Genomic DNA, 15,900 nt, shown 5'->3' with positions numbered 1-15,900 from the left:
GTGACCTCCGTGAAGCTTTCCGACGTCTCCGGCCCGTATTTCGGTGAGTACGGCGGGCGGTTCGTGCCCGAGGCGCTCATCGCGGCGCTCGACGAGCTCGAGACCGAGTTCCGCAAGGCGGCCGACGACCCCGAGTTCGCCGCCGAGCTGCAGCGCCTGCACCGGGAGTACACCGGCCGGCCCAGCCCGCTGACCGAGGTGCAGCGGTTCGCCGCGCACGCCGGCGACGCGCGTGTGTTCCTCAAGCGCGAGGACCTCAACCACACCGGCTCGCACAAGATCAACAACGTGCTGGGGCAGGCCCTGCTGGTCAAGCGCATGGGCAAGAAGCGCCTCATCGCGGAGACCGGGGCCGGCCAGCACGGCGTCGCCACGGCCACCGCCGCCGCCCTGATGGACCTCGAGTGCGTGGTCTACATGGGCGAGGAGGACACCCGGCGCCAGGCCCTGAACGTGGCCCGGATGCGCCTGCTCGGCGCCGAGGTCGTGCCCGTGAAGATCGGCTCGCGCACCCTCAAGGACGCGATCAACGAGGCCCTGCGGGACTGGGTGGCCAACGTCGAGTCCACCCACTACCTCCTGGGCACGGTCACGGGTCCGCACCCGTTCCCCGAGATGGTGCGCCAGTTCCACCGCATCATCGGCGAGGAGGCGCGCGAGCAGATCCTGGAGCGCGCCGGCCGCCTGCCCGACGTCGTCGCGGCGTGCGTGGGCGGCGGGTCGAACGCGCTGGGCATCTTCAACGCGTTCCTCGACGACAAGGACGTCGAGCTGCGCGGCTTCGAGGCCGGTGGCGAGGGCGTCGAGTCCGGTCGCCACGCCGCCCGGTTCAGCGGTGGCGCGCTCGGCGTGCTGCACGGCGCCAAGTCCTACCTGCTGCAGGACGACGACGGCCAGACCCTGCCCAGCCACTCGGTGTCGGCGGGCCTGGACTACCCGAGTGTCGGCCCGGCCCACGCCTGGCTGCACGACCTGGGCCGCGCCACCTACGAGCCGGTGACGGACTCCGAGGCCATGGAGGCGTTCCGCCTGCTGTGCCGCACCGAGGGCATCATCCCGGCCATCGAGTCGGCGCACGCCCTCGCGGGCGCGATGCGCGTCGGCAAGGCGGCTGCGGAGCAGGGCCGCACCGGGCCCGACGGCGAGCCGCTCCTGATCCTCGTGAACCTCTCTGGTCGCGGTGACAAGGACGTGGCGACGGCGGCCCGCTGGTTCGGGCTGCTCGACCAGGGAGCGGCAACCGAAGAGCTGGAACGGCAGGAGGGCCGGGGATGAGCACTGTGACTGAGTCGGCTACAGGGCCGGCCACCGGGCCGCACACCGGACGGCAGTCGGGCGACCTGATCGCCCACCTGCGCGAGCAGGAGAACCGGGCGGCCCTGGTGGGCTACCTGCCGGTCGGCTACCCGACCGTCGACCGGTCGATCGAGGCGCTCAAGACGCTCGTGGACCACGGCGTCGACGTGATCGAGCTCGGCGTCCCGTACACCGATCCCGTGCTGGACGGGCCGGTGATCCAGCAGGCGGCACAGGGCGCGCTCGACGCGGGCGCGCGGGTCTCCGACGTGTTCCGCGTGGTGCGGGAGCTGACCGACTACGCGCCGCACGTCCCCGTGCTGGTCATGACCTACTGGAACCCGGTGCTGAAGTACGGGCCGGACGCGTTCGCACGCGACCTGGCCGCCGCGGGCGGCGCCGGGCTGATCACGCCCGACCTGATTCCCGACGAGGCCGCCGACTGGCTCGCCGCGAGCGAGGCGCACGGCCTGGACCGCGTCTTCCTCGTGGCCCCGAGCTCGACGACGGAACGGCTGCGCCTCACCGTCGACGCGACGCGGGGCTTCGTCTACGCGGCGTCGCTCATGGGTGTGACGGGGGAGCGGACCCAGGTGGGCTCGCGCGCCGAACAGCTCGTCACCGACACCCGCGCGGCTGGCGCCATCAACGTCTGCGTGGGCCTCGGTGTCTCCACCGGGGCGCAGGCGGCCGAGGTGGGTCGCTTCGCCGACGGCGTCATCGTCGGCTCCGCGCTGGTGCGTCCGCTGCTCTCGGACGGCTCGCTCACGGACGCCGACTGGGCGGTTCGTCTCACGAATCTGGCCGAGGTGACGGAGGACCTCGCCGCCGGGGTACGGTCGGCGCGCGCTACCGCGCCCACCGATACACCCGATGCCGCCGTGCCCGGCGGCGTGACCACTTCCGGAGAGGCTCTGTGACGCTGCTGACCGCACTGCCGGCCGCTCTGTACGTCGAGCTGCCTGCGTTGCTGCCCGCTGCGCCCGTCACCGAGGTCGTCACAGGGATCGTCACCGAGATACCCAGCCCCTCCGAGCACACCTGGTACCTCGGGATCTTCCCGCTGCGCGCCTACGCATTGGCGATCCTCGCGGGGATCGCCATCGCCCTCTGGATGACCGCCAGGCGCTGGAAGGCGCGCGGGGGCAACCCGGAGGACGTCCTGGAGATCGCGTTCTGGGCGGTGCCGTTCGGCATCGTCGGGGGCCGGATCTACCACGTGCTCTCCTCCCCGGACCGGTACTTCGGCGAGAACTTCTCGGGTGGGGGCGACCCGATCACGGCGCTCTACGTCTGGGAGGGCGGCCTGGGCATCTGGGGCGCGATAGCGCTCGGCGCGGTCGGGGCGTGGCTGGGCTGCCGGCAGAAGGGCGTCAGGCTCTCGTCGTTCGCCGACGCCGTCGCGCCGGGTCTCCTGGTCGCGCAGGGTGTGGGCCGGCTCGGCAACTGGTTCAACCAGGAGCTGTACGGGCGGCCCACCGAGCTGCCCTGGGGCCTGCGCATCGATGCCGAGCACGTGGTGTCGAACCCTGCCACTGGCGTGGCGTACCCGGAGGGCACGCTGTTCCACCCGACGTTCCTGTACGAGCTCCTGTGGTGCTTCCTGATGGCCGGGGTTCTGCTCTTTCTAGACCGTCGGTTCAAGTTGGGTCATGGGCGGGTATTCTGGGCGTACGTCCTGCTCTACACTCTCGGACGGGTCTGGATCGAGATGCTCCGCATCGACGATGCGGAGCTGGTGCTGGGGCTACGCCTCAACGTCTGGACGTCGATCCTCCTGGGCCTCGCGGCCCTGGTGGTCTCGGTGGTGCTGGCTCGGAAGTTCCCCACCAGGGAAGAGTCGGTACGGCTGCGGCCGGAGGGGGATGATCCGTCGGCCGGGAGTCCGGCCGACCCGGAGCCTGATGCAGAGTCTGATTCAGGGCCTGACTCAGGGCCTGACCCAGCAAGTGCAGGGACCGGTGCGGCAGCCGCCGAGCCGGAGGAAGTGAAGACAGCAGCAGTGGAGAAGTCCGACGCGGACAGCTCCGCGCGCACCTGAGGGGCACGGCGCCGGGACCACCGGCCGACGAGCCCCCCTGACCGACCGGGCCGCCGTCGTCCCGGACCATCGCAAGGAACTGCGCCCGGCCATGCCGGGTGCCTGTGAGGACCCATGACCAAGCCGTTGCCGACACAACAGGTGGGGATGCCCGCACAGGGCCTGTACGACCCGGCGGCCGAGCATGACGCGTGCGGCGTCGCCTTCGTGGCGACCCTGCGTGGCACGCCCGGACGAGACATCGTCGATGCGGGTCTGACTGCCCTGCTGAACCTCGACCACCGCGGCGCGGTGGGGGCTGAGGAGGACAGCGGCGACGGCGCCGGGATCCTCACCCAGATCCCCGACGCGTTCATCCGTGACGTGGTGGGCGTCGACCTGCCGCCCGCCGGGATGTACGCGATCGGTACGGCGTTCCTGCCGACCGACGACGCCGAGCGCGAAGCGATCGTGCACCGCGTCGAGGTGCTGGCCGCCGAGGAGAAGCTCGACGTCCTGGCCTGGCGCGACGTCCCGGTGGACGCCGGGATCGTCGGCCCGACGGCGCGCGCCTCCATGCCGGTGTTCCGGCAGATCGTCGTGGCCGACCCCTCGCGGGGCCTGTCCGGGATCGACCTGGACCGGCGCACGTACCGCCTGCGCAAGCGTGCCGAGATCGAGCTGGGGCTGTACTTCGCCTCGCTCAGCGCCCGCACGCTCACGTACAAGGGCATGCTGACCACCGCGCAGCTGGAGCCGTTCTTCCCGGACCTGTCCGACCCCCGGTACGCCACCGAGCTCGCCCTGGTCCACTCGCGGTTCTCCACCAACACCTTCCCGTCGTGGCCCCTGGCCCAGCCGTTCCGGCTGCTGGCCCACAACGGCGAGATCAACACGGTGCGCGGCAACCGCAACTGGGTGGCGGCGCGCGAGGGCACCATGGAGTCCGAGCTGCTCGGCGACCTCAAGGCGCTGCAGCCCGTCTGCTCGCCCGGCGCGAGCGACTCGGCGAGCTTCGACGAGGTCCTCGAGCTGCTGCACCTGAGCGGGCGGTCCCTGCCGCACTCCGTGCTCATGATGGTGCCGGAGGCCTGGGAGAACCACTCCAGCATGGACCCGGCCCTGCGGTCCTTCTACGAGTACAACGCGAACCTCATCGAGCCGTGGGACGGCCCCGCCTCCCTCACGTTCACCGACGGCACCCTGATCGGCGCCGTGCTGGACCGCAACGGCCTGCGCCCCGGCCGCTGGTGGGTCACCGAGGACGGGCTGGTCGTGCTGGCCTCCGAGGCCGGCGTGCTCGACATCGACCCCGCCACGGTGGTCCGCAAGGGCCGCCTCGAGCCCGGCAAGATGTTCCTCGTGGACACCGGCTCCGGCCGGATCATCGAGGACGAGGAGATCAAGTCCGGTCTCGCGTCGATGCACCCGTACGGCGACTGGATCCGCGAGCACTCGGTCCGCCTCGAGGATCTGCCGGACCGGGAGCACGTGGCGCACAGCCCGGCTTCGGTGCGGCGCAGGCAGCGCGCCTTCGGGTACACCGAGGAAGAGCTCAAGATCATCCTGTCGCCGATGGCGACCACGGGTGGCGAGCCGCTCGGCGCCATGGGCTCCGACACACCCGTCGCGGTGCTCTCGCAGCGCCCGCGGCTCCTGTTCGACTACTTCACGCAGATGTTCGCGCAGGTGACGAACCCGCCGCTGGACGCGATCCGCGAGGAGCTCGTCACGGCCATCGGCAGCGCCATCGGGCCCGAGCCGAACCTGCTCGCCGACATCCCGGAGCACGCGCGCAAGCTCGTGCTCGGCTTCCCGGTGCTGGACAACGACCAGCTCGCCAAGGTCGTGCACGTCGAGCGCGACCGGGAGCTGGAGGGCGTCTTCCAGGCCGAGACCATCCAGGGCCTCTACGAGGTCTCGGGCGGCGGCGCCGCCCTCCTGAACCGGCTCGAGGAGATCTTCGCCGACGTCGACCGGTACGTGGAGGAGGGCGCGAGCTTCCTCGTGCTCTCGGACCGGGACGCCAACTCCGAGCTGGCGCCCATCCCGTCCCTGCTCCTGACCAGCGCCGTGCACCACCACCTGGTGCGCAAGCACACCCGCAACCGGGTGTCGCTGGTGGTCGAGGCCGGTGACGTGCGCGAGGTGCACCACGTCGCGCTGCTCATCGGCTACGGCGCTGCCGCCGTGAACCCGTACCTGGCCATGGAGACCGTCGAGGACCTGGCCCGCCGCGGCTACCTCGACGTCACGCCCGAGAAGGCTGTCGCCAACCTGATCAAGGGGCTCGGCAAGGGCGTGCTCAAGGTGATGTCCAAGATGGGCATCTCCACGATCATGTCCTACCGCGGCGCGCAGATCTTCGAGGCCATCGGCCTGTCCCACGACCTCGTCGAGGACTACTTCACCGGCACGACGTCGCGGCTCGGCGGCATCGGCCTGGACGTCATCGCGGCAGAGGTCGCGGCACGCCACGCCGAGGCCTACCCGCCGTCGGGCAACAAGAAGCCCGGCGAGCGCCTCACCACGGGCGGCGAGTACCAGTGGCGGCGCGACGGCGAGGACCACCTCTTCGACCCCGAGACGGTCTTCCGCCTGCAGCACGCCACGCGGTCCGGCCGGATGGACATCTTCCGGCAGTACACGCGGCGCGTCGACGAGCAGTCGAACCGCCTCATGACGCTGCGCGGCCTGCTGCGCTTCAGCCCTGACCGCGAGCCGGTGCCGATCGACGAGGTCCAGTCGGTCAGCGAGATCGTGAAGCTGTTCAACACGGGCGCCATGTCGTACGGCTCCATCTCGGCCGAGGCGCACGAGACGCTCGCCATCGCGATGAACCGCCTCGGCGGCCGGTCCAACACTGGCGAGGGCGGCGAGGACCCGGAGCGCCTGTACGACGACGAGCGCCGCTCGCGCGTCAAGCAGATCGCGTCCGGCCGGTTCGGTGTGACGTCGGAGTACCTGACGCACGCCACGGACATCCAGATCAAGCTCGCGCAGGGCGCCAAGCCCGGCGAGGGCGGCCAGCTGCCCGGGCCCAAGGTCTACCCGTGGGTGGCGCGCACGCGGCACTCGACGCCGGGCGTCGGGCTCATCTCGCCGCCGCCGCACCACGACATCTACTCGATCGAGGACCTGGCCCAGCTGATCCACGACGCGAAGAACGCCAACCCTGAGGCGCGCGTGCACGTGAAGCTGGTCAGCGAGTTCGGCGTCGGCACGGTCGCGACTGGCGTGTCCAAGGCGCATGCGGACGTCGTCCTGATCTCCGGGCACGACGGCGGTACGGGCGCCTCGCCGCTCACGTCGCTCAAGCACGCGGGTACGCCCTGGGAGATCGGCCTGGCCGAGACCCAGCAGACCCTGGTGCTCAACGACCTGCGCGACCGCATAGTCGTGCAGGTGGACGGCCAGATGAAGACCGGCCGCGACGTGATCGTCGCCGCGCTGCTCGGGGCCGAGGAGTTCGGCTTCGCCACCGCTCCGATGGTGGTCTCTGGCTGCGTCATGATGCGCGTCTGCCACCTGGACACGTGTCCGGTCGGCGTCGCCACGCAGAACCCCGAGCTGCGCGCCCGGTTCACGGGCAAGCCGGAGTTCGTCGTGAACTTCTTCGAGTTCATCGCGCAGGAGGTGCGTGAGCACCTCGCCGCGCTGGGCTTCCGCAGCCTCGAGGAGGCAGTCGGCCAGGTGCAGGTGCTCGACACCCGCAAGGCCGTCGACCACTGGAAGGCGCAGGGGCTCGACCTGACCCCGGTGCTGGCCAAGCCGCAGCTCAAGGAGGGCTCCTCCCTGCGGCACACGACGCTGCAGGACCACGGCCTCGCCAGGGCGCTGGACAACCAGCTCATCAAGGCGGCGGCCCCGGCCCTCGAGCGCGGCGAGGCGGTGCACATCGAGCTGCCGATCCGGAACGTGAACCGTACGGTCGGCACGATGCTCGGCCACGAGGTGACCAAGCGGTACCGCGGCGCCGGCCTGCCCGACGACACGATCTCCGTTACGCTGACCGGTTCGGCCGGCCAGTCGCTCGGCGCGTTCCTGCCCCGCGGCATCACCCTGCGCCTGTTCGGCGACGCCAACGACTACGTCGGCAAGGGCCTGTCGGGCGGCCGCATAGCGGTCCGCCCAGACAAGGCGTCCGTGCTCGACGGCGCGAACGTCATCGGCGGCAACGTCATCGGCTACGGCGCCACGTCCGGCGAGGTCTACCTGCGCGGTCGCGTGGGGGAGCGGTTCGGCGTGCGCAACTCCGGTGCCACCCTCGTCGCGGAGGGCGTGGGCGACCACGCCTGCGAGTACATGACGGGCGGCAACGTGCTGGTGCTCGGGCCCACGGGCCGGAACGTCGGCGCCGGCATGTCCGGTGGCACCGCGTACTTCCTGGACCTGCGGGTCTCGCGCGTCAACCAGGCGGCTCTCGAGGCGGGCGAGCTCGCCCTCGAGGCGCTGAACGACGCCGACTGGGAGACCGTGCGCGGGCTCCTGGAGCGGCACCATGCGGAGACCGGGTCGGCCGTCGCGGCCGAGCTGCTCGCCGACCCCGCCGCGGCACGCGGCCGGTTCACCCGGATGCTGCCGCCCGGCTGGGCGCGTGTGCGCCTGGCACTCAGCGAGGCGGAGGCCGCAGGCGCCGACGTCTCCGGAAAGACCCAGTGGGACCCGTCCGTCTGGGACCAGATCATGGAGGTGGCACGTGGCTGACCCCAGAGGATTCCTCAAGGTCCGGGAGCGGGAGCTCCCGCCGAACCGGCCCGTCGAGGTCCGGCTGCGCGACTGGAAGGACACCCACGCGCACCGCGAGGACGGGCAGGCCTTCCTCAAGGAGCAGGCCGGCCGCTGCATGGACTGCGGCGTGCCGTTCTGCCACCAGGGCTGCCCGCTGGGCAACCTGATCCCGGACTGGAACGACCTGGTGTGGCGCGGGCAGTGGGCCGACGCGATCGACCGCCTGCACGCCACGAACAACTTCCCGGAGTTCACGGGCCGCGTGTGCCCGGCGCCGTGCGAGTCGTCCTGCGTGCTGAGCATCAACCAGCCCGCGGTGACGATCAAGAACGTCGAGGTCTCGATCATCGACGAGGCGTTCGCCCGCGGTCTGGTCACCCCGCACGTGCCGGAGCGGCTCACGGGCTCCACGGTCGCCGTCGTCGGCTCCGGGCCCGCGGGCCTCGCCGCGGCGCAGCAGCTGACGCGTGCGGGCCACACCGTCGTCGTCTACGAGCGGGACGACGCCGTCGGCGGCCTCCTGCGCTACGGCATCCCGGACTTCAAGCTCGAGAAGCTGCACATCGACCGCCGTCTGGCGCAGATGGAGGCAGAGGGCACGCGGTTCCGGACCGGTGTGGCGATCGGCAAGGACATGAGCTGGGACGCCCTGCGCCGCCGGTTCGACGCCGTCGTGGTCGCCACGGGCGCCACGGTGCCGCGCGAGCTGGCGCTGCCCGGGCGGGACCTGGCGGGCATCCACTTCGCCATGGACTACCTGACGCCCGCCAACCACGCGGTCGCTGCCGGTACGCCGGACGTCCTGCCGGAGGGTGCGCCGTCGGCCGAGGCCAAGCACGTCGTCATCATCGGCGGCGGCGACACCGGCTCGGACTGCCTCGGCACCGCGCTGCGCCAGGGTGCCGCGAGCGTCACCACGCTCGCCATCGGCAAGATGCCGCCGACCGAGCGCCCGGCGAACCAGCCGTGGCCGACCGACCCCATCCTGTTCGAGGTCTCGACCTCGCACGAGGAGGGCGGCGAGCGCACCTACCTCGCCTCGACCGTCGAGTTCGTGGCCGACGCGGAGGGCAACGTCCGCGCCCTCAAGGTCGCGGAGACCCAGTACCTGCCCGACGGCCGCCGTGCGGCCACCCCGGGCACCGAGCGTGAGATCCCCGCGGACCTCGTGCTCGTGGCCATGGGCTTCACGGGCCCCGAGACCGGCGTGCTCGAGGAGCAGACCGGCATCGAGGTCACCGAGCGTGGCCTGGTCGCCCGCGGCGAGGACTACGCTGCAAGCCTGCCCGGAGTTTTTGTGGCCGGTGACGCCGGTCGCGGGCAGTCCCTCATCGTGTGGGCCATCGCGGAGGGCCGCGCAGCGGCCGCCGCGGCTGATACCTACCTGCAGGGCAGCACCGAGCTGCCTGCCCCGGTGCGTCCGCGCACGTTCGCTCTGCGGTCGTGACCCGAGAACTTCACCGGGAGTTGTTCACCCCCACAGGGCGCTGCGGCGCCCACCTGCCTAGGCTGGAGACATGCGCAGAGCCAAGATCGTGTGCACCATCGGACCCGCCACGGAGTCGCCGGAGAAGCTTCGGGAACTCGTAGACGCCGGCATGAACGTGGCGCGGATCAACCGCAGCCACGGCGAGCAGGAGGCGCACGCGGCGGTCTACCGTCACGTGCGTGAGGCCGCGAAGGCGGCCGGAAAGTCGGTCGCCGTACTCGTCGACCTGCAGGGCCCCAAGATCCGGCTCGGCCGGTTCGCCGGGGACGAGAAGCACTTCCTGAACAAGGGCGACACCTTCACCATCACCACCGAGGACATCCTCGGTAGCCGGGAGATCGTGTCGACCACCCACAAGGGTCTGCCGAACGACGCCAAGGTCGGCGACCCGCTGCTGATCGACGACGGCAAGGTGCGCGTGCGCGTCACCGCCGTCGAGGGTCCGCGCGTCATCACCGAGGTCGAGGTCCCTGGCCCCGTCTCGAACAACAAGGGCATCAACCTGCCCGGCGTCGCCGTGTCCGTCCCGGCCCTGTCCGACAAGGACGAGTCCGACCTGCGCTGGGCGCTCAAGCTCGGCACCGACTTCATCGCGCTGTCGTTCGTGCGGTCCGCCAAGGACTACGAGGACGTCCGCCGCGTGATGGAGGAGGAAGGCCGCACGGTCCCCGTCATCGCCAAGATCGAGAAGCCGCAGGCCGTCGACAACCTGGCGGAGATCATCGCCGCGTTCGACGGCGTCATGGTCGCGCGCGGTGACCTCGCGGTCGAGATGCCCCTCGAGCAGGTGCCGCTCGTCCAGAAGCGGATCGTCGAGATGGCGCGGCGCAACGCCAAGCCCGTCATCGTCGCCACGCAGGTGCTCGAGTCCATGACGACGTCGCCGACGCCGACCCGCGCCGAGGCCTCGGACTGCGCCAACGCGGTGCTCGACGGTGCCGACGCCGTGATGCTGTCCGGTGAGACCTCGGTGGGCGACTACCCGATCATCACTGTCGAGACCATGGCCCGGATCATCGAGGCAACGGAGGAGGCGGGCCGGGAGCGCATCGCGCCCCTCGGCTCCACGCCGCACACGCGCGGTGGCGCCATCACGCGTGCCGCCGCCGAGATCGGCGAGACGCTCGGGGTCAAGTACCTCGTGACGTTCACGCAGTCCGGTGACTCCGCACGCCGGATGTCCCGCCTGCGCTCGTCGATCCCGCTGCTCGCCTTCACCCCGGAGCAGCACGTCGCCAACACCCTCGCCCTGACGTGGGGTACCACCGAGTACCTCGTGCCGAAGGTTGAGAACGTCGACGCGATGGTCGACCAGGTCGACCTGACGCTGCAGGACCAGGGCCTCGCCGAGAAGGGCGACCTGGTGGTCGTCGTCTCGGGTGCGCCGGTGGGCGTGCCGGGCACGACGAACTCGATCCTGGTGCACCGCATCGGCTCGCACGTAGACGGCCGAAGCGCGAACTAGTCCCACCCAGTTGAGTGCGTGATTTCCGCCCTTCAAACCACGTTTGAAGGGCGAAAATCACGCACTCAACTTTCGTTGGACTGCGGTCAGGGGAGATGTCGCTATTGTTCCGGGCGTGAACCGCTCATTCCCCTGGACCCGCCTCGGCTTCGCCGTACTCGTCGTGGTCTCCCTCGGCCTCGGGTGGTGGGGCCTCGCGCTCGACACCAGCCACCAGCCGGACCGCACCTGGTACGACGTCGTCTACCACGACCTGCAGCTCTTCGTGATGGGTGCCGACCCGGCCAGCGGCGGCGGGCCGCTCTCCTGGCAGCTCCAGGTGGCGCGGTTCCTCGCCCCGGCCACCGCGGTCTACGCGCTGTTCGAGGCCGCACGCGCCCTGTTCACCGGGGAGATCCGCCGGTTCAGGGACCGCCGCGCCCGCGGCCACGCGATAGTCGTCGGCGAGACCGACGCCGCCGACACCGTCGCCGCGGCCCTGGAGGCGGCAGGCCACCGGGTCCTGCGCACCCCTGACGCCTCCGGCCTGCACGACGTGGGCCTCACGGGCGCGACCGTCCTGTACGCGTGCGGCGAGGACACGGACGAGGCGACGGCCAACGTGCTGACCGTCGCGGAGGCGGAGAACGCCGTCCGCGCCGCGGGCAGGGGACCCGAGCGCCTGTACGCCCACGTCAGCGACCCCGACCTCGGCGTGGCCCTCCAGGCGCGGCACCTGAGCTGCGCCGAACCGGGTGTCGACTTCTTCACGCTCGACGTCATCGCCGCGCAGGCGCTCGCGGTGCGCGAGGTGCGGCGCATGGTGGACGCCCCGGGCGGTCCCGCCCCGCTGACGCTGGTGCTGGTCGTCGGCTCCGGCGAGTTCGCCAAGGCCCTCGTGGTGGGCCTGGCCCGCGAGTGGGAGCTCGCGGGGGACGGCGTCCGGCTGGCGGTCGACCTGCTGGCGGACGACGCCGCGCAGGTGGTCGAGGCGCTCCGGACCCGCTGGTCGCCCGTGGCGGAGAAGATCGAGCTGCGGGTCGCGCCGGCGCTCGGCACGGGCAACCTCGGGGAGCCGGACCTGGTCTACGTCTGCCACGCCTCGGACGGCAGGTCCTTGCGGGTGGCCCTCACCGCCACGAAGCTCTGGCACGGCGGCCCCGGTTCGCTCGTGCTCCTGCTCGACGGCCTGGCGGGCCTGACCGGCGCGTTCGGTACCGAGGCCTCGCGCGTGCTCGACAACCTGGACGGCCGCCTGCGGACGGTGACCATGCGCGACCTGCTCGCCGACGTCGAGCGGGAGGAGGCGCGCGCCCACGCCGACATGTACGAGCGGATCGCGCGGGCCGTGCACCACGTCTACCTGCGCAACCAGCGCGAGCGCGGCGTCCGCTGGGGCGAGGTCCCGGCGATGGTCCGCTGGGAGGACCTCTCTGAGGACCTGCGGGCCTCCAACCGGGGCTGGGTGGTCGGGCTGCCGGCGCGGCTGTCGCGGATGGGCGCGACCATCGCGCCGCGCGACGGAGCGCCGGAGGTGGTGTTCGAGGGCGCCGAGCTGGACAAGCTCGCCGAGGCGGAGCACGACCTGTGGGAGTCGGTGCGGGTGGCCCAGGGCTGGCGGAGCGGTCCGGCCCGGGACGACGCCGCCAAGGTGCACCCGATGATCGGCGTGCCGTGGTCCGAGCTGCCCGAGGAGAACCGGGAGAAGGACCGCGACGTGGTGCGGCTGCTGCCCGAGATCCTCGCGGAGTTCGGCCTGGAGGTCGTGCGGTACGACGAGCGTCCGGTGCCCGCAGCGATGCGGTGACGGTCCTGACGCGGGCCGCCACCTGGCACGATGGCAGTTGCTCCCTGCCCCGGCGGGGACTGTGCCTTGCACATGCGGAGTACATGCGGAGTACATGCGAACCGGTGCCGGAGAGGTGTGAACGATGAAGGTGTGTCTTGTCACGGGAGTCTCGTCAGGGATCGGGCTCGCGACAGCGCTCGACCTGCTCGGCGCGGGGTACGTCGTGTACGGCGCCGGGCGGCGCGTGGAGCGGATGGACGTCGTCCGCGCGGCCGGCGGGCACGTCGTCCCTACCGACCTGTGCGACCCCGATGCCGTGGACCGGCTCGTCGAGACGGTGGTCGCGGAGCAGGGGCGGATCGACGTCCTGGTCAGCAACGCGGGGACGGTCCTGCACGGCGCCGTCGAGGACGTGCCGCTCGACAAGGCGCGTGAGTACCTCGACCTGAACCTGCTTGCTCCGGCCCGGCTGGCGCAGCTCGTGCTGCCGCACATGCGCGCCCAGGGGTCGGGCACGATCGTCAACGTGTCGTCGGTGGCCGGCGAGATCGCGATGCCGCTCGGTGGCTGGTACTACGCGGCCAAGCACGGGCTCGAGGCGCTCTCCGACACGCTCCGGATGGAGGTCGGCCAGTTCGGGATAGACGTCGTGATCATCCAGCCGGGCATCATCCGGACCGAGTTCGGCGACCACTCCGCCGACCAGCTCCGCGAGTACTCCGGCGAGGGTGCCTACCGGGACATGGCGGGCGCCATGGCGGGACGGATGGGGTCGGGGCCCGACCAGCAGGGCTCGGAGGCCACGGTGGTCGCGGAGGTGGTGCGGCGCGCCATCGAGGCCGACCAGCCGGAGACCCGCTACGCCGTCGGCCTCATGGCGGAGGACCTGCTGCGCCTCGGCCGGACGCTGCCGGACCGCGCGTTCGACGAGATGGTCCTGCGCTCGGTCCGATGAACCCGCTCGGGTGAGACCGATCCGGTGCGCCTGTCGTGCCGGGTGTGGGACTCGAACCCACATGTCCTCTCGGACAGCGCTTTTTGAGAGCGCCGCGTCTGCCTGTTCCGCCAACCCGGCCTGCTGGGACAACTTGTCCGAGTAGAACATGTCCCGGCGGACATCGAACCACACCCCTGGTCCAGGCCCCAAGCCCGGGGATGCGGGACGTAGGATGTACCCCGTGACCGACGAGAACACCGAGAAGCTTTCCCTGGATCTGCCCCCGATGATCGACGCCGAGCCCGAGGCAGCTCCCGCCCGCCCTTCCCGCCGCGCCGTGGTGGCCGAGGACGAGGCCCTCATCCGTATGGACGTCGTCGAGACCCTGCGCGAGGCCGGGTTCGACGTCGTGGGTGAGGCCGGCGACGGCGAGACCGCCGTGAACCTGGCGATCGAGCTCAAGCCCGACGTCGTGGTGATGGACGTGAAGATGCCCGAGCTGGACGGCATCTCGGCGGCCGAGCGCATCGGCAAGGCCCACGCGGCTCCTGTGGTGTTGCTCACGGCGTTCTCGCAGACCGAGCTCGTCGAGCGCGCCCGCGACGCCGGCGCCATGGCGTACGTGGTGAAGCCCTTCACCCCGGCCGACCTGCTGCCCGCCGTGGAGATCGCGATCTCGCGCTACTCGCAGATCGGTGCGCTGGAGGCGGAGGTCGCTGACCTCACCGAACGCTTCGAGACCCGTAAGCGCGTGGACCGTGCCAAGGGCCTCCTGATGACCAAGATGGGCCTGTCGGAGCCCGAGTCGTTCCGCTGGATCCAGAAGACGTCGATGGACCGTCGCCTCACCATGCGCGAGGTCGCGGACGCCGTCATCGAGCAGGTCGGCGCCTGACGCGAGCCTCGCTCTAGAGCGGGTGAAATCGCGGTTCGCGTGTTCTCTGCCGGGCCGGGTGAGGACTAGTCTCTCCGCTCAGCCGGGCCCTCGGTCCGGAAGCATCAGATCCCGGAAGGAGACAAGCGTGCTCGCTATACGCCCTGCCCGCGAGGACGACCTGCCGGCCGTCGCCGCACTGGCCGCCGAGGCACGCGACGACTCGCCGACCGGGGCCCAGCTCGGAGCCCAGGACACCGGTCGGCTGCTGGAGCACCTCAGCGTGCTGCTCGCCGCCGGCGGACACGTGCTCGTCGCGGAGCAGAACGGCCAGGTCGCCGGTGTCGTCCTTGGCCGGGTCGTCGCCGCGTACCTCTTCGCCCCTCGCGCGAGCCTGTACCTCGACATGGTGTTCGTCGCGCCGCGGGCACGTCGCCACGGCGTCGGGCACGCACTGCTCCGAGCGGCCACCGACCTCGCGGCCGAGCACGGGTGCGAGGACATCTACTCCGCGCCGGTGCCCGGTAACCGCGGGGTACAGCGTTTCCTCGCGCGGCTCGGGTTCGCCCCGGCGGCAGGCCACCGCGTGGCGTCGGTCACGGCGCTCCAGCGCCGCCTCGCCACCGACGCAGCGGCACGGGACGGCGCCCACGCGAGCCGCCGGTTCGCCCGCGTAGGCCTCGAGGACCTCATCGCCCGCCGACGTCGTGCCCGCTCCGTCATCGAGTCCGGGCCCATCGACATGCGCCCGGTGGGCGGGGGCGCGCCGTCCCGCCGCCCCGCGAAGGCCGGCTGAGACGTAGCTGGCCCCTGAGGGCCGCTCAGCTCTGCCTTTGTCGGCTAGAGCCTGCGGCTCCGCTCCGGCTCTAGCCGAGGATCATGCAGGTGAGGCGTGCCGTGCACACCCGCTTGCCCGCGTCGTCGGTGATGGCTATCTCGTACGACGCCGTCGTGCGGCCCAGGTGGACCGCCGTCGCCGTACCCGTGACGTAACCGTCCCGGGCCCCGCGGTGGTGCGTCGCGCTGACCTCGATGCCCACCGTCTGCTTCCCCGGGCCCGCGTGCGCCTGCGCCGCGAGCGAGCCGAGCGTCTCGGCGAGCACCACCGAGGCGCCACCGTGCAGCAGCCCTGCCGGCTGGGTGTTGCCCTTGACCGGGATCCGCCCGACCGCGCGGTCCGGCGCGAGCTCCAGCAGCTCCATCTCCATCCGCTCGAACAGCGTGCCCGTCGTGTCCGCCCCGGCGTACAGGGCCTTCCAGTCGATCGCGGGCTGGTCGATCGTGGGCTCGGAAGATGCAGCGGAAGCGCTCGTGTCAGTC

At 71.5% G+C, this 15,900-nt stretch carries 11 protein-coding genes and 1 tRNA gene; 10 read left to right on the top strand and 2 right to left on the bottom strand.

What is annotated here, in order from left to right; all coding sequences use genetic code 11:
- The 8 genes from trpB to AB0F70_RS00990 all read left to right on the top strand — a co-directional run bounded on the left by trpB (nucleotide 1) and on the right by AB0F70_RS00990 (nucleotide 13,724).
- On the top strand, nucleotides 1–1,275 hold the full coding sequence (gene trpB, locus AB0F70_RS01025) for a tryptophan synthase subunit beta (RefSeq protein ID WP_357442554.1): 1,275 nt from the start codon (nucleotides 1–3) through the stop codon (nucleotides 1,273–1,275).
- On the top strand, nucleotides 1,272–2,216 hold the full coding sequence (gene trpA, locus AB0F70_RS01020; protein ID WP_357442553.1) for a tryptophan synthase subunit alpha: 945 nt from the start codon (nucleotides 1,272–1,274) through the stop codon (nucleotides 2,214–2,216). The genes trpB and trpA overlap by 4 nt, the downstream gene beginning before the upstream one ends.
- 50 nt (nucleotides 2,217–2,266) lie before the next feature.
- Entirely contained in the window at nucleotides 2,267–3,337 is a 1,071-nt protein-coding gene (gene lgt / locus AB0F70_RS01015) for a prolipoprotein diacylglyceryl transferase (RefSeq protein ID WP_357443564.1), read from the top strand.
- A 114-nt stretch (nucleotides 3,338–3,451) separates the two neighbouring features.
- Complete coding sequence (gene gltB / locus AB0F70_RS01010) at nucleotides 3,452–8,023, top strand: glutamate synthase large subunit (protein WP_357442551.1); 4,572 nt, start codon at nucleotides 3,452–3,454, stop codon at nucleotides 8,021–8,023.
- Nucleotides 8,016–9,494: a glutamate synthase subunit beta gene (locus tag AB0F70_RS01005; RefSeq protein WP_357442549.1), complete on the top strand. Its 1,479-nt coding sequence runs from the start codon at nucleotides 8,016–8,018 to the stop codon at nucleotides 9,492–9,494. The genes gltB and AB0F70_RS01005 overlap by 8 nt, the downstream gene beginning before the upstream one ends.
- Nucleotides 9,495–9,564: 70 nt before the next feature.
- Nucleotides 9,565–11,001, top strand: coding sequence for a pyruvate kinase (gene pyk / locus AB0F70_RS01000; RefSeq protein WP_357442547.1), 1,437 nt, complete (start codon nucleotides 9,565–9,567; stop codon nucleotides 10,999–11,001).
- A 115-nt stretch (nucleotides 11,002–11,116) separates the two neighbouring features.
- Nucleotides 11,117–12,787, top strand: coding sequence for a RyR domain-containing protein (locus tag AB0F70_RS00995; RefSeq protein WP_357442545.1), 1,671 nt, complete (start codon nucleotides 11,117–11,119; stop codon nucleotides 12,785–12,787).
- A 124-nt stretch (nucleotides 12,788–12,911) separates the two neighbouring features.
- A complete protein-coding gene (locus tag AB0F70_RS00990; protein WP_357442543.1) occupies nucleotides 12,912–13,724 on the top strand; it encodes an oxidoreductase in 813 nt (270 codons plus the stop codon).
- 36 nt (nucleotides 13,725–13,760) lie between these two features.
- Here the strand turns inward: AB0F70_RS00990 and AB0F70_RS00985 are convergent.
- Nucleotides 13,761–13,844, bottom strand: a tRNA-Leu gene (locus AB0F70_RS00985).
- 148 nt (nucleotides 13,845–13,992) lie between these two features.
- On the opposite strand from AB0F70_RS00985, the gene AB0F70_RS00980 reads away from it, so the two are divergent.
- Nucleotides 13,993–14,601, top strand: coding sequence for a response regulator (locus tag AB0F70_RS00980; RefSeq protein ID WP_357443562.1), 609 nt, complete (start codon nucleotides 13,993–13,995; stop codon nucleotides 14,599–14,601).
- Between the two features lie 127 nt (nucleotides 14,602–14,728).
- Nucleotides 14,729–15,376, top strand: coding sequence for a GNAT family N-acetyltransferase (locus AB0F70_RS00975; RefSeq protein WP_357442541.1), 648 nt, complete (start codon nucleotides 14,729–14,731; stop codon nucleotides 15,374–15,376).
- A 70-nt stretch (nucleotides 15,377–15,446) separates the two neighbouring features.
- Here AB0F70_RS00975 and AB0F70_RS00970 read toward each other — a convergent pair whose 3' ends face one another.
- Nucleotides 15,447–15,788, bottom strand: a complete 342-nt coding sequence (locus AB0F70_RS00970) for a hotdog fold thioesterase (protein WP_357443560.1) — start codon at nucleotides 15,786–15,788, stop codon at nucleotides 15,447–15,449.
- Nucleotides 15,789–15,900 lie beyond the last annotated feature (112 nt).

Origin of the sequence: Promicromonospora sp. NPDC023805 (assembly GCF_040639635.1) — a bacterium.
GTDB lineage: Bacteria > Actinomycetota > Actinomycetes > Actinomycetales > Cellulomonadaceae > Promicromonospora.
The sequence above is the reverse complement of the archived record's forward strand: the minus strand, read 5'-3'. Positions and strand labels throughout refer to the sequence as shown.

What these genes read in the sequence shown, in the direction of transcription:
- AB0F70_RS00980 (WP_357443562.1), top strand. Translation starts at nt 13,993, where the DNA reads ATGATCGACGCCGAGCCCGAGGCAGCTCCCGCCCGCCCTTCCCGCCGC.
- AB0F70_RS00990 (WP_357442543.1), top strand. Translation starts at nt 12,912, where the DNA reads ATGAAGGTGTGTCTTGTCACGGGAGTCTCGTCAGGGATCGGGCTCGCG.
- trpA (WP_357442553.1), top strand. Translation starts at nt 1,272, where the DNA reads ATGAGCACTGTGACTGAGTCGGCTACAGGGCCGGCCACCGGGCCGCAC.
- pyk (WP_357442547.1), top strand. Translation starts at nt 9,565, where the DNA reads ATGCGCAGAGCCAAGATCGTGTGCACCATCGGACCCGCCACGGAGTCG.
- AB0F70_RS00970 (WP_357443560.1), bottom strand. Translation starts at nt 15,788, where the DNA reads ATGGAGATGGAGCTGCTGGAGCTCGCGCCGGACCGCGCGGTCGGGCGG.
- gltB (WP_357442551.1), top strand. Translation starts at nt 3,452, where the DNA reads ATGACCAAGCCGTTGCCGACACAACAGGTGGGGATGCCCGCACAGGGC.